Origin of the sequence: Streptomyces sp. NPDC005752 (assembly GCF_040630715.1) — a bacterium.
Taxonomy (GTDB): domain Bacteria; phylum Actinomycetota; class Actinomycetes; order Streptomycetales; family Streptomycetaceae; genus Streptomyces.
The window spans coordinates 52,416-76,568 of record NZ_JBEXYB010000021.1 but is presented as its reverse complement, the minus strand read 5'-3'; the positions used below and the strand labels follow the sequence as shown (position 1 = coordinate 76,568).

Genomic DNA, 24,153 nt, shown 5'->3' with positions numbered 1-24,153 from the left:
TTTCCTGTGGAACTCATGAACCGTCGACGGGCTTACTCCTGGCCGCCTTCGATGTGCGAAGGCGATGCGGCTCCTGCCGAGAAGGCATGTTCCCGTACGGTGCCTGATCGCACCTGAAACCATGAGTGCCGTGGAGCTCCCCACGCGGCTTTCGTCTGCCCCGGCACCGATGATCGGTGCATTGGTGTGGCCGGATTCACCCGGCCCTCTTCACCGTCCCCGAAATCTCTCCCCAAAGGTGTGGACCGGCATGCAGGAAAACAGTTCTCTTCCGCCCCTTCAGGCGCATGTGGTCGCGGAAGATTTCCTCGAACTGAGTACGGCCCAGCAGGGCGTCTGGTACGGGCAACTCGTCGACCCGGACAGTCCCAAATACAACATCGGGGAATGCTTCGAGATCCACGGCGGCCTCGACGAGGAATTGTTCGACGCGGCCCTGAACCGGGCCGTCGCGCTGTGCGACAGTCTCCGCCTCGAGTTCGTCACCCGCGGCGAGACGGTGTACCAGTACGTCGCTTCCCGCTCGGCGGAAGAAACCAGCCGGCTCCGCCTGGCCGATCTGTCCGGCGCCGACGATCCCGTGGCCGCGGCCGAGCGTTACATGGCCGACGACATGTCGGCCGTCGACCGGCTGGACGCGCCGCGCCACCACTTCGCCCTGCTGCGCCTGGGGCCGCGGCTGCACTACTGGTACGTCCGCTTCCACCACATCGCCGTCGACGGCCTCGGCGGCGCGGTGTTCGGCCGCACCGTGGCCGACCTCTACGGGCGCGCCGTGCGCGGCGAGGACCTCGCCACGGCCGCGCTGCCCGCCGCGCCCCTGCGCGACCTCATCGCCGACGAAGAGGCCTATCGCGAGTCGGACCGCTTCGAGGCCGACCGCGCCTACTGGTGCGACAGGTTCGCCGACCGGGCGGCCGACGGCGCGGGGGTCTCCGCCGGAGCCGGCGACGACGCGTACACGCGCGGCGGCGCCGCGCTGGTCCGCCGGCGCACCGACGCGGCGGCGACGTCGGCCGTGCCCGCCGGAGCGGACGTCCGGATGCACAGCGGGGAGACCCTGCCCGTCTCCGTCCTCGACGACCTGCGCGGACTCGCCGCCGAGAACCGCACCAGGTGGACCGCCGTACTCGTGAGTGCGGTCGCCGCCTACGTCGGCCGGGTCACCGGGGCCCAGGACATCACGGTCGGCCTCGCCTCCAACGGCCGTCACGGCGGGCTGCGCCACATCGTCGGGATGACCGCCAACATCCTGCCGCTGCGCATCGGCGTCACCGCCGACATGACGGTCGGCGCCCTCGTGCGGGCCGTTGCCGCGGAGATGGGCGGAGCCCTGCGCCACCGACGGTTCTCCCGTGAGCAGTTGGCCCGCGAACTGAACATGGCCGACGACGCGGCACATCTGACCGACGTCGTCGTCAACATCATGGGCTACGACTACGACCTCGACTTCGCCGGCAGTCCCGCCGCCTCCCGCGTCCTGTCCATCGGCCCGGTCGACGACGTCTCCCTCTTCGTCTCCGAACGGGCCGAGGAAAACGGTCCGTTGATCGGATTCGACGCCAACCCGGAGCTCTACCACCCCGACGACGTACAACTGCTCCAGCAGGCCCTCGTCCCCTTCCTGACGGCTCTGGCCGGCGCGGAAGCCGACACACCCCTCCGCGACCTGCCCTTCCTCGACGACACCGCCGCGAGGGACCTGCTCGCCCAGGGGCGCGGAGCCGTCCTGCCGAAGCGCACCGCCGGCTCCGGTCTGGCGGAGGCATTCGGTGTTCAGGCCCGCCTGACCCCCGGCGCCCCGGCGGTGGTGGAGGGCGCCGTCACGCTCTCGTACCGGGAGCTGGAGCGGACGGCGGGCGACCTCGCCGGTGCGCTGGCCGGCTGGGGGATCGGTGCCGAGGACGGCGTCGGTGTCCTCATGGGCCGCTCGGCGGCCGTGGTGTCCGCCACACTCGGCACGGTCGGTTCGGGGGCCGCGTACGTACCCATGGACGCGGCCTGGCCCGCGGAGCGGCTCGACCGCGTCGCCGAAGTGGCCCGCGTCCGTGCCCTGGTGGTGGACGAGGCCGGCGCCGGCCGGCCCTGGGTGGAGGCGGCAGCAGCGGCGGCCCTGCCGGTCATCGTCCTGGACGGTCGCGGCGCCGTCGTGCGCGGTGCTCCGCGACGGCGGAGACAGCCGCCGGGTGTGACCCGCACCGACCGGCTCGCCTACGTGATGTTCACCTCCGGCTCCACCGGTCTGCCCAAGGGCGTCGGCGTCACGCACGCCGACGTCCTCGCACTCGCCGCCGACACCACCTGGTCCGACGGAGCGTGCGAGGCGGTGCTGCACCACTCGGCCTACGTGTTCGACGCCGCCACCTTCGAGATCTGGGTGCCGCTCCTGAACGGAGGCCGTGTCGTCGTCGCACCGGGCGGCGTACTCGAGGCGCCGACCCTCAGGGACGTGGTGGACCGGCACGGAGTGACGGCGCTGTTCCTGACGACGGCTCTGTTCAACGTGGTGGCCGAGGCCGACCCCGCCGCGTTCGGCGGGCTGCGCCTGGTCGCCGCGGGCGGCGAGTCCGCGACCCCGGACCTGATGCAGCGGGTGGCCGCGACCGCGCCCCGCGCGCGCGTCCTGCACGTGTACGGGCCGACGGAGACCACGACCTTCGCCACCCGCCACCGGGTCTCCCCAGGCAGGCCGGGTGTGCCGCCCATCGGACGGGCCTTCGACGGGATGCGCCTCCACGTGCTCGACGCGGAACTCGCCCTGTTGCCCGTCGGTGTCGTGGGCGAGCTCTACGTGAGCGGGGACGGCGTCGCCCGCGGCTACCAGGGCCGGCCGGCGCTGACCGCCTCCCGGTTCGTCGCCGATCCCTACGACGCCCGCGGTGGCCGCATGTACCGCACCGGTGACCTCGTGCGCTGGACCGCGCGCGGAGACATCGAGTACGTCGGACGCGTGGACGGGCAGGTCAAGCTCCGCGGATTCCGCATCGAACCCGCCGAGATCGAGAACACCCTGCTCGCCGATCCGGACGTGCGGGCCGCCTGCGTCCTGGTCCGCGAGGACATACCCGGCGACCGGCGGCTCGTCGCCTATGTCGTGGGAACACCCGGCGCCCGGCCGGACGGCGCGGCCCTGGCCCGCCGCACAGGGCGCGCTCTGCCCGCCTACATGGTGCCCTCCGCGTTCGTCCGGCTCGACGCGCTGCCACTGAACCCCAACGGCAAGGTCGACCGCCAGGCGCTGCCGGCCCCTCGCGCCGTCGCCACCACCGGCAGGGCACCGCGCACGGCCTACGAGGAAGTCCTGGCCGGCCTGTTCGCCGACGTCCTGGGAGTCGCGTCCGTCGGCATCGACGACAACTTCTTCTCCCTGGGCGGCCATTCCCTGCTCGCCACCCGCCTCACCGGAAGGGTGCGGGCCGCCCTGGGGGCGGAGGCAGGCATGCGCACCCTCTTCGACAACCCCACGGTGGCCGCCCTCGCCACCGCCCTCGACACCGCCGCCACGGCCCGGCCGGCCCTCACCCCGCAGCACCGGCCCGAGGCGGTACCGCTCTCCTACGCGCAGCAGCGCCTCTGGTTCCTCAATCGCGCCGAGGGCCCCGGCGACACCTACACGATCCCGTTCGTCCTCGAACTCGAGGGCGCGCTGGACACCGACGCCCTGCGTGGTGCCCTGGCCGACGTCGTCGTCCGGCACGAGAGCCTGCGCACCGTCTTCGCCGAGCACGACGGGGTAGCCCGCCAGAACGTACTCGACGCATCCGATGCCGAGGTCCTCGTCCCCCTCGGTGTGGAGCTCGCGCCGGCCGGGGAGAGTGCCGAGGTCTGGGCCGAGGCGACCGTGCGCCGCCTGTCCGCGGCGCCCTTCGACCTCACGGGCGACCTCGGTGTACGCGCCCATCTGCTCCGCCCGGGCCCCGACCACCACATCCTGCTGCTCGTCCTCCACCACGTCGTCGCCGACGGCTGGTCGCTCGCTCCGCTCAGCCGTGACCTCGGCGCCGCCTACCGCGCCAGGGTCTCCGGCACGGACACGCCCGACTGGCCCGAACTGCGCGTGCAGTACGCCGACTACACGCTCTGGCAGCGCCGGCTGCTCGGTGACGCCGACGACCCGGACAGCCTGGCCGCACGCCAGCTCGCCTTCTGGCAGGAGGCGCTGCGCGGCGCCCCCGACCTGCTCGACCTGCCTCTCGACCGCCCCCGCCCGGCCGTCGCCGGTCACCGGGGCGACGCGGTCCCCTTCGAGCTGCCCGAGCCCGCTCACGCCGAGCTCGTCCGGCTCGCCCGCGCCACGGGATGCACCCCGTTCATGGTGCTGCAGGCTGCCCTGGCCGTGACGCTGCACGCCCATGGTGCCGGCACCGATATCACGCTGGGCGCCGCGGTGGCCGGGCGCACCGACGAGGCACTCGATGACCTGGTCGGGTTCTTCGTCAACACCGTCGTCCTGCGCACGGATGTCTCCGGCGACCCGACCTTCCGCGAACTGCTGCAAAGGGTGCGGGAGTTCGACATCACCGCCTTCAGCCACGGCGACGTACCCTTCGAACGGATCGTGGAGGCGGTCAACCCCGAGCGGTCCGGCGACCACCACCCTTTGTTCCAGACCATGCTGGTCCTCCAGAACCAGGAGCGGGCGGAGCTCGATCTCCCCGGCGTCATCGCACGCGACCGTTCCCGGCACACCGGGGTCAGCAAGTTCGACCTGACGTTCTCGCTGACCGAATTCACCGAATTCACCGGATCCGCCGAAGCCCCCGGGACCGCCGAAGCCTCCGGGACCGCCGAAGCCCCCGGGACCGCCGAAGCCTCCGGGACGACCGAAGCCCCCGGGAGCACCCAGGTCCGCGGGAGTCTCGAAGCCCCCGGCGGCATCGGGGGATACCTGGAATACGCCACCGACCTCTTCGAGGCCGACACGGCCCGCGCCCTGTGCGCCCGCTTCGCGCGCGTCCTCACCCAGGCCGTGGCCGACCCCGACCGTACGATCGGCGACCTCGACCCCCTGACGCCGGGCGAGCGTGACCGCGTCCTTCGCCGGGGACGCGGCGCCGAGCTCCCGCTGCCCGCCCCCACCGCTCCTGGAGCGGTCCGGGAGTGGGCCGCGCGCACCCCCCGCGCCGTCGCTGTCCGCGACGCGCACACGAGCCTCACCTACGCCGAGCTCGACTCCCGCGCCGACGCCCTCGCCCAGGTCCTGCGCGACCGGGGCGCGGGCCGTGAGGACCGGGTGGCGCTCGCCGTGCCGCCGTCCGTGGACACCGTCGTCGCCATGCTGGCCGTATTGCGGGCCGGTGCCGCCTACCTGCCCGTGGACCCGCAGTATCCGCCCGCCCGCATCCGGCACATGCTCGACGACGCCCGGCCCGTACTCCTGCTCACCACCACCGACGTCCACAAGGACCTGCCCGAGTGCGGCGTACCGTGGCTCGTCCTCGACGGCCCGGCCGCCCGGCCCACGGGGGACACCACGGCCGTGCCGGACACCCCGCACCCGGCTGACCCCGCGTACGTCATCCACACCTCCGGCTCCACCGGCCGCCCCAAGGGCGTGGTCGTGACGCACGAGGCCCTGGCCGGCCACATGGCCTGGATGGCGCGCTACCTGTCCGTCACACCGGACGACCGCGTCCTCGCGCGCACCTCCAACAGTTTCGACGCCTCCGGGTGGGAGCTGTGGCTCCCGCTGATGAACGGCGCCGAAGTCTGTGTGCTGCCGCACGAAGCCAACCGGGAACCGGGCACCCTCGTCTCCTGGATGAGCCGATTCGGCGTCACCGTCTGCCAGTTCGTGCCCTCGCACCTTGCCCTCGTCCTCACCGAGGCAGCACACGCCGCACCGCTTCCCGCCCTGCGCGCCGTCCTGTGCGGCGGCGAGCCGCTGCCGCGTGCACTCGCCCGCGACGTCGCCGAGCTGTGGCAGGCCGACGTGCACAACCTCTACGGCCCGACCGAGGCCACCATCGACGCGACCGCCCACCGCGTCGTCGGCCCGGACGCCGACGGACGGGAGGACGGCCGCCCGCCGTCCGAGACCGTGCCGATCGGACTCCCCGTCGACACCACGCGCGCCTACGTCCTCGACGGCCGGCTGCGGCCCGTACCTCCCGGCGTCACCGGGGAGCTGTACCTGTCGGGCCCCAACCTCGCCCGCGGCTACCTGAACCGCCCGGGTCCTACCGCCGCACGCTTCGTGGCCGACCCCTTCGACGCCAACGGCGCCCGCATGTACCGGACGGGCGACCTCGTGCGGTGGAACCGGCACGGTCAGCTCGACTACGTCGCCCGCGCCGACGACCAGGTCAAACTCCGGGGCTTCCGCATCGAACTGGGGGAGGTCGAGGCAGCGCTCCTGGCCGGGCCCGGCGTCACGGCCGCCTGCGCCGTGATCCGCGAGGACGCTCCCGGCCGGCGCCGGCTCGTCGCCTACGCGGTCTCCGGCGACCCGGCCCCGCGCCCCGCCGCCCTGCGCGACGCCCTCGCCGAGACCCTTCCGCACTACATGGTGCCCGGCGCCGTGGTCCTCCTGGACGAGCTCCCCCTCCTGCCCAACGGCAAGGTGGACCGGCGTGCCCTGCCCGAGCCCGGGCCGGGTGGCGACGCCCCGGCCGGGCCGGGGCGTCGCACCCTCCCGGAGGATCTGCTCGCCGGAATCTTCGCCGACGTCCTGCAACGGCCCCACGTCGCCCCGCACGACAGCTTCTTCGACCTCGGAGGGCACTCGCTCCTCGCGATGCGTGTCGTCAGCCGCGTCCGCGCCGTCCTGGGCGCCGAGATCGCCGTACGCACCCTCTTCGAGCACCCGACCGTCGCGGGCCTGGCCCGCGTCCTCGACACGCAGGGAAGCGCCCGCCCGCCCGTGGTGCCCGTGGCGCAGCGGCCCGATCCGCTGCCGCTGTCCTTCGCACAGCAGCGCCTGTGGTTCCTCAACAGGCTCGAAGGCCCCAGCTCCGCCTACAACATTCCGCTCGTACTCGAACTCGACGGCCCCCTGGACACCGACGCCCTGCGGGCCGCCCTGCGCGACGTCGTGCGGCGCCACGAGGCGTTGCGCACGCTGTTCCCCGAACAGGACGGCGTACCCCATCAGTTGATTCTCCCGGTCGACACCGCCGTGCCCGGCCTGCCCGTCGTGGCCATGGCCCCCGGCGACGTGGAGGAAGCCGTTCTGGCCGCGGTGCGCGAGCCGTTCGACGTCGTCGTGGACCCGCCGCTGCGCGCCCGGCTGCTGCGCTCCGCGCCCGCCCACCACGTCCTGGTGCTCGTCCTGCACCACATCGCGGGCGACGGCTGGTCCCTCGCCCCGCTCGCCCGTCATCTCGGCGACGCCTACCGCGCCCGGCTCGAGGGCCGGGACCCCGGAACCGCGAACGGCGATCCCCTCCAGTACGCCGACTACGCCCTCTGGCAGCACGCGGTCCTGGGCGACGGTGATGCGCCGGAGAGCCTGCTGCGGCGGCAACTCGACCACTGGCACGCCGCCCTGGCGGGTCTGCCCGGCCTGATCGACCTGCCGCTGGACCGGCCGCGTCCGGTCACCACCGACCCGAGAGGGGCCGTCCACACCTTCGCGGTGCCGCCACCCGTCCACGCGCGACTCCTGCGGCTGGCGGCCGAGTCGGGCAGCAGTCTCTTCATGGTGCTCCAGGCGGCGGTCGCCACCCTGCTGCACCGGCACGGCGCGGGCGACGACATCCCGCTGGGCTCGCCCGTCGCAGGCCGCACGGACGAGGCGCTCGAGGACCTGGTCGGATTCTTCGTCAACACGCTCGTCCTTCGCGCGGACCTGTCCGGCCACCCGACCTTCCGGGAACTCCTCGTGCGTGTACGCGAGTTCGACCTGGCCGCCTACGCACACCAGGACGTGCCCTTCGAGCGGCTCGTCGAGAGTGTCAATCCCGTCCGGGCGCGCAACCACCACCCGCTCTTCCAGACCATGCTGGTCCTGCAGAACCAGGAGACCGACCGCCCCGACATGCCGGCACTCACCGTCGAGGACCGGCTCGTCCACAACGGCCTGAGCAAGTTCGACCTCACCTTCGCCTTCACCGAGGAACGGGCCGCGGGCGGCCTCGGCGCCGGGATCGAGTACGCCACCGCCCTCTTCGACCGGGCCACCGTCGAAACCCTCGCCACCCGCCTGGTCCGACTCCTGGAACAGGTGGCCGCCGACCCCGGCCTTCCGCTCGCGGGCTACGGCCTGCTGACACCGGACGAGCAGGCCCGTGTCACGCGCTGGGGCACCGGCCGCGCCCTGCCCGCGGACGCCACCCTGCCCGCACTCTTCGCCGCCCGGGCGCGCCGCACACCGGGCGCCGTCGCCGTGACCGGCGACGACGCCACTCTCACCTACACCGAACTGGACGAGGTATCCGACCGTCTCGCCCACGCCCTGGCCGGTCTCGGCGTGGGCCCCGAGGCCGGGATCGGCGTGCTGCTCACCCGGGCACCGGCCGTCGTGGCGGTGTCCCTGGGCGTGGTCCGCGCGGCGGGCGCCTACGTCCCGCTGGACGCGCGCTGGCCCCGGGAACGGCTCGACCAGGCGGCCGGGGTGGCGGCGGTGCGCGTCCTCGTCGTCGACGAGGAGGCCTTCGCCTCCCCCTGGGTGACCGAGACAGCCCGACGGGTGCCCGTCGTGGTCGTGGACCGGGCCGGCCGCGTACTGCGGGGCGCACCCGAGCGGCCGCGCCGCCCCGCCGCCGTGCCGGGCCCGGACGCGCTCGCCTACGTGATGTTCACCTCCGGCTCGACCGGCCTGCCCAAGGGCGTCGGCGTCACCCACGCCGACGTGGCCGCGCTCGCCGCCGACTCCGCCTGGAGCGACGGCGCCGCCGACGCCGTCCTGATGCATTCGGCGTACGTCTTCGACGCCTCCACGTTCGAGATCTGGGCGCCCCTCCTGCACGGCGGCCGGATCGTCGTCGCACCCGAGGGCGTCCTGGAGGCCCGCGTCCTCGGCGAGGCCGTCCAGGAGCACGGAGTGACCGCCGTGTTCCTCACGACGGCTCTGTTCAACGTGATCGCCGAGACCGATCCCGGCGCCTTCACCGGCCTCCGGCTCGTCTGCGCGGGCGGGGAACTGGCCTCGCCGGACGCGATGCAGCGGGTCGCCGGCACCGCGCCGGGCATACGGGTCCTCCACGTGTACGGGCCCACCGAGACCACCACCTTCGCCACCCGTTACGACGTGACGGCCGGCCTGCCGTCCGGCCCCCCGCCCATCGGCCGGCCCCTGGACGGCATGCGCGGATACGTCCTCGACGGAGCCTTGAGCGCCGTACCGCCGGGAGTCGTGGGGGAGCTCTATCTGGCCGGCCCCGGTGTGGCACGCGGGTACACCGGGCTGCCGGGCCTGACCGCCACGCGCTTCGTGGCCGACCCGTTCGACCCGGCGGGCGGGCGCATGTACCGCACCGGCGACCTCGTCCGATGGACCGCTGACGGGCAGATCGCGTACGTGAACCGCGCCGACGGGCAGGTGAAGCTGCGCGGGTACCGCATCGAACTCGGCGAGATCGAGGGCGTGCTCGCCTGCTGCGAGGGCGTGGCCGACTCCTTCGCCGTCGTCCGCGAGGACACCCCCGGCGACCGGCGACTGGTCTCCTACGTGGTGCCCGCGGGCGGCACGCGCCCCGAACCCGGCGACCTCGCCCGGGCCGTCGGCCGGTCCCTGCCCGCCTACATGGTGCCCTCCGCGTTCGTCCTGCTCGACGCGCTGCCCCTGACCCTCAACGGGAAGGTGGACCGCGGCGCTCTGCCCGCCCCCGAGCACCAGGCTCCGGTCCGCGGACGGTCCGCGCGCTCCGTCCGTGAGGAGATCCTCCGCGGACTCTTCGCGGACGTGCTCGGTCTCGACGGGGCGGGCGCCGACGACGACTTCTTCGCCCTGGGCGGACACTCGCTGCTCGCCACCCGCCTCGCCGCGCGCATCCGCACCGCGCTCGGAGCGGAGGTACAGGTCAAGGCCCTCTTCGAACACCCCACGCCGGCGGGGCTGGCCGCCGCACTGGACAGCGCCGAAGCGGCCAGGAGCCCCCTGGAGCGCACCGGGACCCGCCCCGATCCGATGCCGCTGTCCTTCGCGCAGCAACGCCTGTGGTTCCTCAACCGGTTCGAGGGACCCAGCGCCACGTACAACGTGCCGCTCGTGCTCCGTCTGCACGGACCGCTCGACGCCGAAGCCCTGGAGAGCGCCCTCGCGGACGTCGTCGAACGCCATGAGAGCCTGCGCACCGTCTTCCCCGAGACCGACGGCGTGGCGCGCCAGCTCGTCCTCGACGCCGACGGCGCCGACCTCGACCTGACACCCCGCGCCACCCCTGCCGACCGTCTCGACGAGGTCCTCGGCGCCGAGGTGGCGCACACCTTCGACGTGAGCACGGACATGCCCGTACGAGCCCGGCTCCTGCGGCTGGGCGCCGACGACCACGTCCTCGTGCTGGTCGTCCACCACATCGCGGGCGACGGCTGGTCCCTCGCCCCACTCGCCCGCGACCTGGGCACGGCCTACCGGGCCCGCACCGAGGGCGTGGAACCCCCCTGGACGGAACTCCGCGTCCAGTACGCCGACTACACGCTCTGGCAGCGCGCCCTGCTCGGTGACGAGGACGACCCGGCCGGGCAGGCGGCCCGCCAGCTGGACTTCTGGCGCACCGCGCTCGCGGGCGCCCCCGACCTGCTCGACCTGCCCTACGACCACCCCCGGCCGGCCGTGACGGCGCACCGCGGTGACGCGTTCGCCTTCCCCGTCGACGCGGACACCCACCGGGCCCTGGCGGGACTCGCCCGCGCCCGCGGCTGCAGCCTCTTCATGGTGCTCCAAGCGGCGCTCTCGGTGCTCCTCTCCCGGCACGGCGCGGGTGAGGACATCCCTCTCGGCACCGCCGTGGCCGGACGCACCGACGAGGCCCTCGACGACCTGGTGGGCTTCTTCGTCAACACCCTCGTCCTGCGCACCGACCTGAGCGGGGACCCCTCCTTCCACGAAGTGCTCGACCGTGTACGGGAGTTCGACCTCGCGGCCTACGCCCACCAGGACGTGCCGTTCGAGCGGCTGGTGGACGCCCTCGACCCGGTCCGGGCCCAGAACCACCACCCGCTGTTCCAGACCATGCTCGTCCTCCAGAACCACGCGGACGCGGTGGTCGACCTGCCGGGTCTCACGGTCACGGGGCAGCCCGTGCGCACCGGCATCAGCAAGTTCGACCTGACCTTCACCTTCACCGAGAAGCACGACGGCACAGGGAGGCCGGCCGGTCTCGACGGCGTACTGGAGTTCTCCACCGAGCTCTTCGCCCACGCCACCGCGCACGCCCTGGCCGCCCGGCTCACCCGCCTGCTCGCCTCGCTCGCGGCCGACCCCGGCCGGCGCGTGCACACCGTCGACGTCCTGGACACGGCCGAGCGGCTGGAACTCGACCGTGCCGCGCACGGCCGCGTACGGCCGGTGGCGGCACGTACGGCGCCCGAGGGATTCCGGGCCCAGTGCGCCCGGACCCCCGCGGCGACCGCAGTGCTGGACGGCACCCGCCGGCTCACCTTCGGCGAACTCGACGCGCTCTCCGACGATCTGGCGCACCACCTGCACGGCAGGGGCATCGGCCGCGGCGATCTCGTCGCCCTCGCCCTGGAAGGCACCGCCGACCAGGTCGTCGCGATGCTGGCGGTGGTCAAGACGGGGGCCGCCTGCCTGCCGGTCGACCTGGAGTACCCGAAGGCGCGTATCGCCCACATCCTCGACGACGCCCGCCCGGCACTGCTCCTCACCCATGACACCGCACGTGCCGCGCGGTACACCGCGTCCGTACCCTGCCTCGCCCTCGACCGGGCCGCCCGGCCGGCCGGGCACGCGGCCCCGCCGCCCACCACGCCGGATCCGCGCGACGCGGCGTACGTCATCTACACCTCGGGCTCCACCGGACGCCCCAAGGGCGTCGTCGTCACCCACGCCTCCCTGACCAACCACATGGCGTGGATGGCGGACCACCTCGGCCTCACCGACGAGGACCGGGTCATCGCCCGTACCTCGCCGAGCTTCGACGCCTCGGTCTGGGAGACCTGGCTGCCGCTCCTGCACGGGGGCTCCACCTGCCCCGTGCCGCCGCTCCTCAACCACGACCCGGCGGGGCTGCTGGCCCGCATGCGCGACGCGGGCGTGACCCTCGCCCAGTTCGTGCCCTCGCACCTCTCGGCCGTCCTCACCGAGACCGCTCCCGACGATGCCCCCGCCACGCTGCGGGCCGTGCTGTGCGGCGGTGAGCCCCTGCCCCGGTCCCTGGCCGAGCGCGTCGGACGGGCCTGGCAGGCCGAGGTCCACAACCTGTACGGGCCCACCGAGACGACGATCGACGCCACCGCCCACCACCACCGCCGCGGGGAGGCGGACCTCCCGGCGGGCGAGGGGACCGTGCCGCTCGGCCGTCCCGTCGACAACACCCGCGCCTACGTCCTGGACAGTGCCCTGCGGCCGGTGCCGCCGGGCGTGACCGGCGAGCTCCACATCGCGGGCGGCGGCCTCGCGCGCGGCTACCTGGGCCGCCCCGGCCTGACCGCCGCGCGCTTCGTCGCCGATCCCTACGGTCCCCGCGGCAGCCGCATGTACCGCACCGGTGACCTCGTCCGCCGAGATGCCGACGGTCTGCTCACCTACGTCTCCCGCGTGGACGACCAGGTCAAGCTGCATGGCTTCCGCATCGAACCGGGCGAGATCGAAGGCGCTCTCACCGCCCTCGACGGCATCGCCGCCGCCTGCGTCCTCGTACGCGAGGACCGGCCCGGCGAGCGGAGACTGGTCGCCTACACCGTCGCCGACACGGCCGGTGGTGCCGCGCCCCTCACCGACGGCGAGCTGCGCGCCCGGATGATGTCGGCCCTGCCGCCGTACATGGTCCCCGCGGTCTTCGTCCCCCTCGACGCGCTGCCGCTGCTGCCCAACGGCAAGACCGACCGGAGCGCCATGCCCGCCCCGGAGCGCCCCGCCGCCGCCCGGCCGGGGGGAGAGCCGCGCACCCCGCAGGAAGGCGTCCTGTGCGAGGTGTTCGCCTCCGTCCTGCGTGCTCCCGCCGTACGGGCCGACGACGACTTCTTCGCGCTCGGTGGCGACAGCATCCTCTCCATCCAGCTCGTCAGCCGCGCCCGCGAGGCAGGGCTGGGCGTCACCCCGCGCGATGTGTTCGTCCACCGCACACCCGGGGCCATCGCGGCCGTCGCCACCGAGCTGGGCGGAAGGACCCCCGCGCCGGCCGGGCAGGGCACCGGCGAGATGCCCGCGACGCCCATCGCCGCCTGGTTCCTCGAACGGCCCGGCACCACCGACGGCTACAACCAGTCCGGGGTGCTGCGCACGCCCGCGGGAGCCGACCGGGAATCCCTCGTAGCCACCCTCCAACTCCTCATCGACCAGCACGACATGCTCCGCCTGCGGACCACCCGGTCGGCCGACGGCACACCCGCCCTCGAGGCCCTGCCGCCCGGCGCCGTGCCGGCGGGACGCCGCTTCACCCGGGTCGACGTCGCGGGGCTCGACGCCGACGCCGTACGCGCCGTCGTCACCGAGGCGGGCGAACAGGCCCGCAGACGGCTGCGGCCCGCGCAGGGGGAGGTCGTCGAGGCCGTCTGGTGCGACGCCGGACCCCGAGCCCGAGGGCGGCTCCTGCTCGTCGTGCACCACCTGGCCGTCGACGCGGTCTCCTGGCGCATCCTCGCCACCGACGTGGCCACCGCCTGGCAGAGCGTCGTCAAGGCGGCCTCCACCGGTGAACGGCCGGCACCTCCGCCCCCGGCCACCACGTCCTACCGGCAGTGGGCGCAGCTGCTGGCGTCCCAGGCGCAGGAGCCGGACCGTGAGGCGGAACTCCCGGCATGGCAGGTGGTGCTGAACACGCCCGACCCGCAACTGGGATACCGGCCGCTCGACGCCGACCTGGACACCGCCGACCGGACGCGGACCCTCGTCACCCATCTGCCCGCCACATGGACCAGGTCCCTGCTCACCACCGCACCCGCCGCCTACCGCGCCGGAGTGGACGACGTCCTGCTCACGGGCCTCGCACTCGCCGTCTGCTCCTGGCGCGCGGAACGCTCCGCGGCCCTCGGCGGCTCCCGGCAGGCCGGCACCGCCGTCCTCCTCGACCTGGAGGGCCACGGCCGCGAACAGATAGCCGACCACCTCGACCTCTCCCGCACGGTCGGCTGGTTCACCAGCCTCTACCCGGTCCGGCTCGACCCCGGACCGGTCGACGCCCGCGACCCCGGACGCTTCGACGCCGCACTGGTCGAACGCGCCCTCAAACGTGTCAAGGAGCAGCTGCGTGCCATCCGCGACCACGGAGTCGGCTACGGGATGCTGCGCCGTCTCAACCCGGCCACCCGTCCTCTGCTGGCCACCGCACCCGCCCCCCAGATCGGCTTCAACTACCTGGGCCGGTACGCCGCGTCAGGGACGGCGGACGGGGGCGACGGCGCCGACTGGGACGTACTCCTCGACGGCGGTGGGCCGCGCAGCCAGGACCCCGACATGCCCGTCCACCACGTGCTCGACATCAACGCGCACACCGAGGACCTGCCGGACGGTCCGCGACTGGTGACCCGCTGGACCTGGCCCAGCGACCTTCTCAAGGAGGAGGACATGGAGTCGCTGTCCGCCGCCTTCACCCGTGCTCTGCGCGCCGTCGCCGAGCACGCCGAACGACCCGACGCGGGCGGCTGCACGCCGTCCGACCTTCCCCTGGTCTCACTCGACCAGGCCCAGATCGACCGACTTCAGAACAGGTGGGGTGGACGCAAGTGACCGGCTTCCGACTGGAGGACGTACTGCCGCTGACGCCCTTGCAGGCAGGCATGCTCTTCCATGCGCTGTACGACTCCCGCGCCGTGGACGTCTACACCGCGCAGTTCGTCTTCGACCTCGAAGGCCCCGTCGGTGTCCCGGCCCTGCACGCCGCCGTCGGCGGCCTGCTGCGCCGGCACGCCAACCTCCGGGTCGGCTTCCTCCACGAGGATCTGGACGAACCCGTGCAGGCCGTCGCCGCCGAGGTGCCGGTGCCCCTGGAGGAGCTGGACCTGTCCGGGACGGACGGTACGGGCACGGCACAGGAGCGCCTCTCCGCGTTCCTCGCCGCCGACCGGACTCGCCGCTTCGACCTCACCACTCCGCCGCTGATGCGGTTCACACTCGTGCGGACCGCTCCCGAGCGGCACCGGCTCGTCATGACGAGCCATCACATCCTGCTCGACGGATGGTCGATGCCCCTGCTCGTGCGTGAACTGTTCGAGCTCTACGCGCACGGGGGCGACGACAGCACCCTGCCGCGCGCCGTGCCCTACCGCACCTACCTCGCCTGGCTGGCCCGGCAGGACCGCACTGCCGCCCTGGACGCCTGGCGCACCGCCCTGTCCGGGATCGAGGCGCCCACCCTGATCGCCGGGTCCGGCGGCGCGGACGTGCCGGGCTCCGCCGAGCTGCCCGGCACCCTGGTCCTCGACCTGGACGTGGCCACGACGCACCGGCTGCGTGAGACGGCCCGCGCCCACCGGCTCACCCTCAACACCCTGGTCCAGGGTGCGTGGGGCCTGGTCCTCGCCTACAGCACCGGCCGCCGGGACGTCGTGTTCGGCACCACCGTGTCCGGCCGCCCGCCGGAGATCCCCGGCATCGAGTCGATGGTCGGCCTGTTCATCAACACCGTGCCGGTCCGGCTCCGGCCGGCACACGGCGAGACGCTCGCCGCGCTCCTGACACGCCTCCAGGAGGAACAGAGCCGCCTCCTCGGCCATCAGTACGTGGGTCTGACCGAGATACGCGGCGTCACGGAACTGGACGTACTCTTCGACACACTCGCCGTGTTCGAGAACTACCCGATGGACGCCGAGGCCCTGCGCACCGCGCAGCAGGCGCTGCCGGACCTCGCCGTCACCGGCTTCAGCGGCACGGACGCGGCCCACTATCCCCTCACTCTCACCGTCGCTCCCGGCGCCGCCCTGCGCATCACCTTCGGCTACCGGACCGCCGTTCTCGACCGCGACGAGGTGGCCCGCACGGTCGCCCGTGTCCGGCGTCTGCTGACCGCCATGGCGGAGGGCCTCGACCGCCCCGCCGACGCCGTTCCCGTCCTCCTGGACGGTGAGCGCGAGGCACTGCTCGCCCACGCGTACGGTGCCGAACTGCCGCCGGGGACAGGGGATACGGGTGTGGCGGAGGCGGTGGCCAGGCATGCCGTCCGGCACCCGGACGCGGTAGCCGTGACCGGCGCCGGCGAGCAGCTGACCTATGAGCGCCTCCAGGCACACGCGGACGCCCTGGCGGGGGCCCTGACGGGACTGGGAACCGGCGCCGAGGACGGGGTCGGCATCCTCCTGGGCCGCTCGGCCGCCACGGTCACCGCGTCCCTGGCCGTCCTGCGCGCGGGCGCCGCCTACGTGCCGCTCGATCCGGACTGGCCCGCCGAACGGCTCACCCGCGTCGCCGAGGTGGCCGCCCTGCGCGTCCTGGTGGTCGACGAAACCACCCGCACACACCCGTGGGTGAGACGGCTCGGACCCGACGTGCGGGTGCTGGCCGTCGACGGCGCGGGACGCGTCCGGGAGGGAGGGCCCGCCGTCCCCGGATGCCTTCCCGCCGACCCGGGCGGCGCGGGACTGGCGTACGTGATGTTCACCTCCGGTTCCACCGGCCTGCCCAAGGGCGTCGGCGTCACCCACGCCGACATCACCGCCCTCGCGTCGGACCGGACGTGGGGGGACGGTGCGGCCGACGCCGTGCTGCTGCACTCCGCGTACGTCTTCGACGCCTCCACCTTCGAGATCTGGGCCCCTCTCCTCAACGGGGGGCGCGTCGTCGTGGCACCCGAGGGCGCCCTCCAGCCCGCCGTACTCCGCGACCTCGTCGCCCGGTACGGCGCGACCGCCGCGTTCCTGACGACGGCCCTCCTCGACGTCGTCGCCGAGACCGACCCGGGCGCCCTCGGCCTGCTCCGCCTGGTCGCCTCCGGAGGGGAGGCGGCCACGCCCGGAGTCCTCCAGGGCCTCGCCGCCGCACACCCCGGCACCACGTACCTGAACGTCTACGGGCCCACCGAGAGCACCACGTTCGCCACGCTCCATCGGGTACGTCCCGGCGAGCCCCGCACCGGTGTGCCCCCGATCGGCCGGCCGCTCGACGGGATGCGCGCCTACGCCCTGGACGCGGCGATGCGGCCCGTTCCACCCGGCGCAGAGGGCGAGTTGTACGTCGCGGGCCCCGGCGTCGCCCGCGGTTACCTGGGGCGCCCCGGCCTCACCGCCACCCGGTTCGTCGCCGACCCCTTCGCCGGCACCGGGACGCGGATGTACCGCACCGGCGACCTCGTGCGCCGGGACACCGACGGCACCCTGCACCACGTGGCCCGTGCCGACCAGCAGATCAAGCTCCGCGGCCACCGCATCGAACCGGGCGAGATCGAGGCGGCGCTCCGCGCGGACGCGTCCGTGCGCGCCGCCTGCGTCCTGGTCCGTGAGGACCTGCCCGGCGACCGCACCCTGACCGCGTACGTCGTCCCGGCACCCGGGCACACCCCGGACCCGGAGCTGCTGGCCGCGCACCTCGGACGCAGGCTGCCCGCCTACATGGTGCCGGCCGTCATCCAGCCGCTCGACGAGCTGCCACTGACGACCAACGGCAAGCTCGACCGTGCCGCCCTGCCCGCTCCCGCCGCCCTGCCCGGCACGGGGAGCCGCCCACCACGCGGCGCCCACGAGGAGATCCTCGCCGGCCTGTTCGCCGATGTCCTGGGCGTCGCCCGGGTCGGCGTGGACGACAGCTTCTTCGCCCTGGGCGGCCACAGCCTGCTCGCCACCCGCCTCGTCGGCCGTGTCCGCACAGCCCTGGACACCGAGACCGAGATCCGCACCCTCTTCGAGAACCCCACCGTCGCCACGCTCGCCACCGCCCTCCAGGGCGCGGACCGTCCCGCCCGCTCGGCCCTCGTGCCGCAGGAACGCCCACCCGTACTCCCGCTGTCCTACGCCCAGCAGCGCCTGTGGTTCCTCCACCGCCTCGAAGGCCCCAGCGCCACCTACAACATTCCCTTCGCCCTCCGCATCGACGGACCGCTCGACACGGAAATCCTGAGCCGGGCACTCCGCGACGTCGTCGACCGGCACGCGGCCCTGCGCACCGTCTTCCCCGAGCACGACAGCCGGCCGCACCAGCACATCATCGCCCCGGCCGACATCCGGCTCCCGTTCACGGTCGAAGCCGTCGACGAGGACCGGCTCGCCGGCCGGATCAGAGCCGTCGCGGGCACACCGATCGACGTCGAGCACCGGCTCCCGCTCCGGGCGACCCTGCTGCGCGTGGCCGAGGACGCCCACGTCCTCGTCCTCGTGATCCACCACATCGCCGCCGACGGCTCGTCCATGGCCCCCCTCGCCCGTGACCTCGGTGTCGCCTACGGCGCCCGTCTCCGTGGCGAGGCACCGGCGTGGGCAGAACTCCCCGTCGACTACGCCGACCACACCCTCTGGCAGCGCCGCCTGCTCGGCGACGAGCACGACCCGGAGAGCCTCGTCACGCGCCAACTGGCATACTGGAAAGCGGCGTTGGACGGCCTGCCCGAGATGGTCGACCTGCCCTGGGACCGCTCGCGACCCGCAGTGCCCCGGCACACCGGCGCCACCCACGACTTCACACTCGACCCCGCCACCGCCCGGCGGATCGCGGACCTCGCCCGCACCGGCGGCTGCAGCGTCTTCATGGTGCTCCAGGCCGCCCTGTCGGCCGTCCTCTCCCGGCACGGCGCGGGCGACGACATCCCGCTGGGCACGGCCGTCGCCGGACGCACCGACGAGGCAGCCGCGGACCTGGTCGGCTTCTTCGTCAACACACTCGTACTGCGCACGGACCTCAAGGGCGACCCCACGTTCCTCGAACTCCTGCACCGGGTGAAGGACTTCGACCTCTCCGCGTACGCCCGTCAGGACGTCCCCTTCGAGCGCCTGGTGGAACTGATCAACCCCGCACGCTCGCAGAACCACCACCCGCTGTTCCAGACCATGCTCGTGCTCCAGAACCACACCCCCGCGGCCCCCGTGGACCTGCCGGGCCTCACCACCGGCGGTGTGGCCCTCGACCCCGGTGTCAGCAAGTTCGACCTGTCCTTCACCTTCACCGAGACCTACGACGACGACGGCGTGCCCAGCGGAATGCGGGCCGCCGTCGACTATGCGACGGAACTCTTCGACGAGGCCACGGTCAGCGCCCTCGCCGAACGGCTCGTCCTGCTGCTCGACGCCGTGACCACCGACCCCGAACGCCCGTTGAGCAGGTACGACGTGCTCACCGCCGCCGAGCGCACCCGCCTCGCAGCCTGGGGCACCGGGCCCGTGGAGGACCTGCCGGAGGCGACCGTCCCGGCCCTCTTCGAGCAGCGGGCCCGACGAAACCCGAACGCCCCGGCGGTCCGCGACGCATCCACCACCCTCACCTACGGCGAACTCGACGCCCGCGCCGGCCACCTCGCCCGGCACCTCACGGCGCGGGGCATCGGCCCCGAGGACCGGGTGGCCGTCGCCCTGCCCCGCACCCACGACCTCGTCGTCGCCCTCCTCGGCGTCCTCAAGGCCGGGGCGGCGTACGTCCCGCTCGACCCGGACTACCCGGCCCGGCGCCTGTCCCACATGCTCGACGACTCCCGGCCGGGTCTGCTCCTCACCACACCCGCCATCCGCGACCGCCTCCCGGACTCCCCGGTGCCCTGCCTGTACACCGACGACCTCGGCCCCGGCACACCGGCGCCCGCACACACCGCGGGTCCCACCCCGGCCCTGCTCCCGGCGCACCCGGCGTACGTCATCTACACGTCCGGCTCCACCGGCCGCCCCAAGGGCGTCGTGGTCACCCACCGCGGCGCCGGAGCCATGGCCAGGACCCAGCGCGAGCGGCTGCGCGTCACCCCGGGAAGCCGAGTGCTGCACATGGCGTCCGTCAGCTTCGACGCCGCGTTCTGGGAACTGTGCATGGGGCTGCTCTCCGGTGCCTGCCTGGAGATCGACGAACGCGACGCCCTGCTCCCCGGCCCCGCGCTCGCCGCCCTGGTACGCGAGCGTGGAGTCACCCACCTCACCCTGCCGCCCGCCGCCCTCGCGGTCATGCAGCCGGGCTCCCTGCCCGCCGGGACGACGATGGTCCTCGCCGGCGAGGCGTGCACGCCGGCCCTGGTGCACGCCTGGGCGGGGGACCGCTTCCTCGTCAACGCCTACGGACCCACCGAGACCACCGTCTGCGCGACCATGAGCGCCTTCCAGCACGCGGACGGTCCCCGCGCCCCCGACCGTACGGTGCCCATCGGCGTGCCCGTCGACGGCACCCGCGTCCACGTCCTGGACCACGGACTGTCCCCCGTACCGCCCGGCGTCGTCGGCGAACTCTACGTATCCGGCGAGGGAGTGGCCCGCGGGTACCACGGCCGGGCCGCCCTGACCGCGTCCCGCTTCGTGGCCGACCCGTTCGACCGCGCGGGGGGCCGCATGTACCGCACCGGAGACCTGGTGCGCTGGACCGCCGACGGGGAGCTCGTCTACGTCTCCCGCGTCGACGACCAGGTCAAGCTCCGCGGCTTCCGCATCGAACTCGGCGAGATCGAGGCCACGCTCACCGCCCTGCCCGGCGTGGCCGCCGCCTGCGCCGTCGTCCGCGAGGACCGGCCCGGTGACCGGCGGCTGGTCGCCTACACCGTGGCCGCCGACGGTGTGGAGGGCCCGGACGAGCCCGAGGTGCGCGCACACCTCGCTGCCACACTGCCGGACCACATGATCCCCGCGGCCCACGTACGGCTCGCCGCCCTGCCCGTCACCCCCAACGGCAAGACCGACCGCAGTGCCCTGCCCGCCCCCGGCCGGGCGGTGCCGGCCGGGGGCCGCGCGCCCGGCAACGCCCGCGAACGCGCCCTGTGCGAGGCCTTCGCGGAGACGCTCGGGGTACCCGACGTGGGTGTCACGGACGACTTCTTCGCCCTGGGCGGCCACTCGCTGCTCGCCGTCACCCTCGCCCGGCGGATCGAGGAGCGGTGCGGCCGACGGCCCTCCCTGCGTGCCCTGTTCGCGGCGCCCACCGTGGAGGGCGTCGCGCGTCTCCTGGAGAGCGAGGCGGGGGAGGCGGGCCAGGAGGAGGCCGCCGTACCCGACCTCTCCGCCGAGGTCCGCCTGGCGGCGGACATCACGCGCCGGTCCGCGGCTCCGGTGCCCGCCCCGAGGCTCTCCCGCCCCTCCGCCCGGCCCCTCCTGACCGGCGCATCCGGCTTCCTCGGCGCCTTCCTCCTGCGCGACCTCATGGAGACGACCGACGGGCCGGTCGACTGCCTCGTACGGGCCGAGGACGAGCAGCACGCCGCGCACCGGCTGCGTGCCAACCTGGAGCACTACGGCCTGTGGCACCCCCGGTACGCGGCACTGATCAGCCCCGTGCCCGGAGACCTCGCAGCCCCCGGCCTGGGCCTGTCACCCGAGGACCGGACCGCCCTGGTCCGCCGCCTCGGCCCCGTCATCCACAACGGCGCACGTGTCAACTTCGCCGCGGCGTACGACGATCTCCGCGCCCCCAACGTGGGCGGCACCGAGGAACTGCTGCGGTTGCTCGCCGACTCCGCCTCACCCGGCATGCACTACGTCTCGACCACCGGCGTCTACGCCCCGGTGTCCGGCCCGGGTGCCGCAGTCATCACGGAATCGTCCCCGACCGGGCCGCCGTCCGGACTGCCCGACGGATATGCCCGGAGCAAGTGGGTCGCCGAGCAACTCGTCGGCCTGGCCCGCGAACGCGGCCTGCCGGTCACCGTCTACCGGCCCGGCCGCATCAGCGGCGACAGCACCACGGGCGCCTGCCAGGACCGTGACCTGCTGTGGCAGCTGATCAAGGGGTGCCTCCAGGCGGGCGCCGTGCCGGACCTGGAACACGGGTCGACCGACTGGGTGCCCGTGGACCACGTCAGCGCGGCGGTCGTGGCCCTCTCCGCGTCCGGCACGACCGGCGACGAGACCTATCACCTCACCAACCCGGACGCACCGGGACTGGACCGGGTCTTCGAGGCGGCCGTCCGTCTGGGCCACGAACTGCGCACCGTCCCGGCACCCCTGTGGCAGGCCCGCGTCGCGGCGCAGCACGACAACGCGGCGCAGCTGTTCCTCGGCGACGAGGGGCGGGCCCGGCACGGGGCGACGGACCACCGCGGCTTCGACTCCAGCCGGACCGCCAAGGCCGCGGCGGTCCTCGGAGTGCACCTGCCGCCCCTGACCGACGAGACGGTGGCCCGCTACCTGGCCTACTTCCACGGAACAGGCTTCCTGCCCGCTCCGCGGGAGGCGCGGGCCATGTCGTAGCCGACCGTGCGGGGGAGTGCGGGCGGACGGTCAGACAGCGGCACGGCCTCCCGGGCCCTGGGGGACCCGGGGGGCCGAGGCCACGGTGGACACCGCGATCGCCGTCAGCACCAGCCCCTGATCAGCCGCCCAGCGCCCCGTGAAGCCGTCCAGTCTGCGGCCCTCCAGCTCGGGGCCGGGCACGAGCAGCCGGGCGTCGAAGGTGCCTGAGCGGGCCGTGGCATAGGCGAAGGAGATCGAAGCCTCGGTGAAGTCCAGCTCCTTCCGCGTCAGCGGGTACCACGCCTTGAACACGGCCTCCTTCGCGCTGAACAGCAGTCTGTCCGCATGGACCGCGGTGCCTTCGCCCTCTCGGGCCTGCCGGTCCATGCGGTCCCGTTCCTCGGGGAGCGACACCACGGACAGTACGTCCGGGGGCAGTTGCTCGTCGGGTTCCGCGTCGATCCCCAGGGAGACGAACGCCGCCGATCGTGCGACGACCGCGCCCCGGTATCCGACGCAGTGGGTCATGCTGCCCACGATCCCGGCGGGCCAGCGCGGCTCGCCACGCCGGCCCGGCAGCAGAGGGGCAGGGGAGATCCCTAGCGTGGCCAGCGCCGCGCGGGCGCAGCGCCGGACCGTGCCGAACTCGGAACGGCGCTTCTGTACGGCACGAGCCACCAGCGCCTCCTCCTCGGGAAACAGCCCGGGATCCAGGTCGTCGTCGAAGGCCTCGGCGAACCGCACCCCGGCAGGCAGTATGTGCTCGATCACTCTGTCTCCAGCTGTCTCATGGCAACGATCCGTGGCTGCCCACGTCCGGCACGCGGCCACACACGCGCTCACCGTGGTGCGATCCGGAACGTCGATCCGTAGCGTGAACCAGTTGGTCCCCCCGATGTCCTGAGAAGTTACCGGACCGGCTCCGAGACACGGGGAGGGCGCCGGACATCCGGCCACAGGAACGGCGCCGCCCCACGGCCGACCCGACAGCCGTCGAAACAGGGTGGCTCGTGCGTCCTGCGGCGTGGAAGTCTTCGACGTCATGAACAGTGACGTGTGGAACGAGCAGGTGGCACAGAGCTACGACGAGTCCTCGGAGCACATGTACGCACCCGAAGTCCTGGATCCCGCCGTCGACTTCCTCGAGCGCCGTGCGGGGTCCGGCGCAGCGCTGGAGTTCGCCGTCGGGACCGGCCGCGTCGCACTTCCGCTGAGCGCGCGCGGCGTGCGCGTGGCCGGAATCGAGAAGTCGAAGCCGATGGCCCAGGAGCTCGGCAGGAAGCTCCGCGGCGGTGAGGTGTCCGTGATCGTCGGGGACATGACGGTCTGCCGGGCGCCGGGCACGTTCGGTCTGGTCTACCTCGTGTACAACGCCATCACCTGTCTGCTCTCCCAGGGCGAGCAGGTCGCGTGCTTCCGCAACGCCGCGAGACACCTCGAGCCGGGAGGCCGCTTCGTGATCGAGGTGTTCGTCCCCGACCTGCAGCGTCTGCCACCGGGCGAGACGGCCCGCCCGTTCCACGTCGGCGACCGGCACGTCGGCTTCGACACGTACGACCTGGTCGGCCAGCACGTGGTCTCGCACCACTACACGATCACCGAGGGACGGGGCTCGGCGTTCGTCTCACCCCATCGGTACGTCTGGCCGTCCGAGCTCGATCTGATGGCCGAGCTCGCGGGCCTGGAACTGTCCGAGCGCTGGGCCGGCTGGGACGAAGCGCCGTTCACCGCGTCCAGCAGGTCGCACGTCTCCGTCTGGCAGAAGCCGCACGGCATGGACGACGCGCGGTCGTAGCGGGCGCGTGATCAGCCGTCAGG

4 protein-coding genes are annotated in these 24,153 nt (G+C 73.7%); 3 read left to right on the top strand and 1 reads right to left on the bottom strand.

Features of this window, described 5'->3' with window-relative positions; all coding sequences use genetic code 11:
- Window positions 1-250 precede the first annotated feature (250 nt).
- Both ABZ441_RS18990 and ABZ441_RS18985 read left to right on the top strand, forming a co-directional pair.
- Window positions 251-14,791, top strand: a complete 14,541-nt coding sequence (locus ABZ441_RS18990) for an amino acid adenylation domain-containing protein (RefSeq protein ID WP_358975134.1) — start codon at window positions 251-253, stop codon at window positions 14,789-14,791.
- Entirely contained in the window at window positions 14,788-22,353 is a 7,566-nt protein-coding gene (locus ABZ441_RS18985; RefSeq protein ID WP_358975131.1) for an amino acid adenylation domain-containing protein, read from the top strand. Before ABZ441_RS18990 ends, ABZ441_RS18985 begins: the two co-directional genes overlap by 4 nt.
- A gap of 30 nt (window positions 22,354-22,383) precedes the next feature.
- On the opposite strand, the gene ABZ441_RS18980 is transcribed toward ABZ441_RS18985, so the two are convergent.
- Window positions 22,384-23,106: a 4'-phosphopantetheinyl transferase superfamily protein gene (locus ABZ441_RS18980; RefSeq protein ID WP_358975128.1), complete on the bottom strand. Its 723-nt coding sequence runs from the start codon at window positions 23,104-23,106 to the stop codon at window positions 22,384-22,386.
- A 271-nt stretch (window positions 23,107-23,377) separates the two neighbouring features.
- On the opposite strand from ABZ441_RS18980, the gene ABZ441_RS18975 reads away from it, so the two are divergent.
- Entirely contained in the window at window positions 23,378-24,130 is a 753-nt protein-coding gene (locus ABZ441_RS18975) for a class I SAM-dependent methyltransferase (RefSeq protein WP_358975125.1), read from the top strand.
- The last annotated feature ends 23 nt before the right edge of the window (window positions 24,131-24,153 follow it).

Coding starts and splice junctions, on each gene's coding strand:
- ABZ441_RS18990 (WP_358975134.1), top strand. CDS start 251: ATGCAGGAAAACAGTTCTCTTCCGCCCCTTCAGGCGCATGTGGTCGCG.
- ABZ441_RS18975 (WP_358975125.1), top strand. CDS start 23,378: ATGAACAGTGACGTGTGGAACGAGCAGGTGGCACAGAGCTACGACGAG.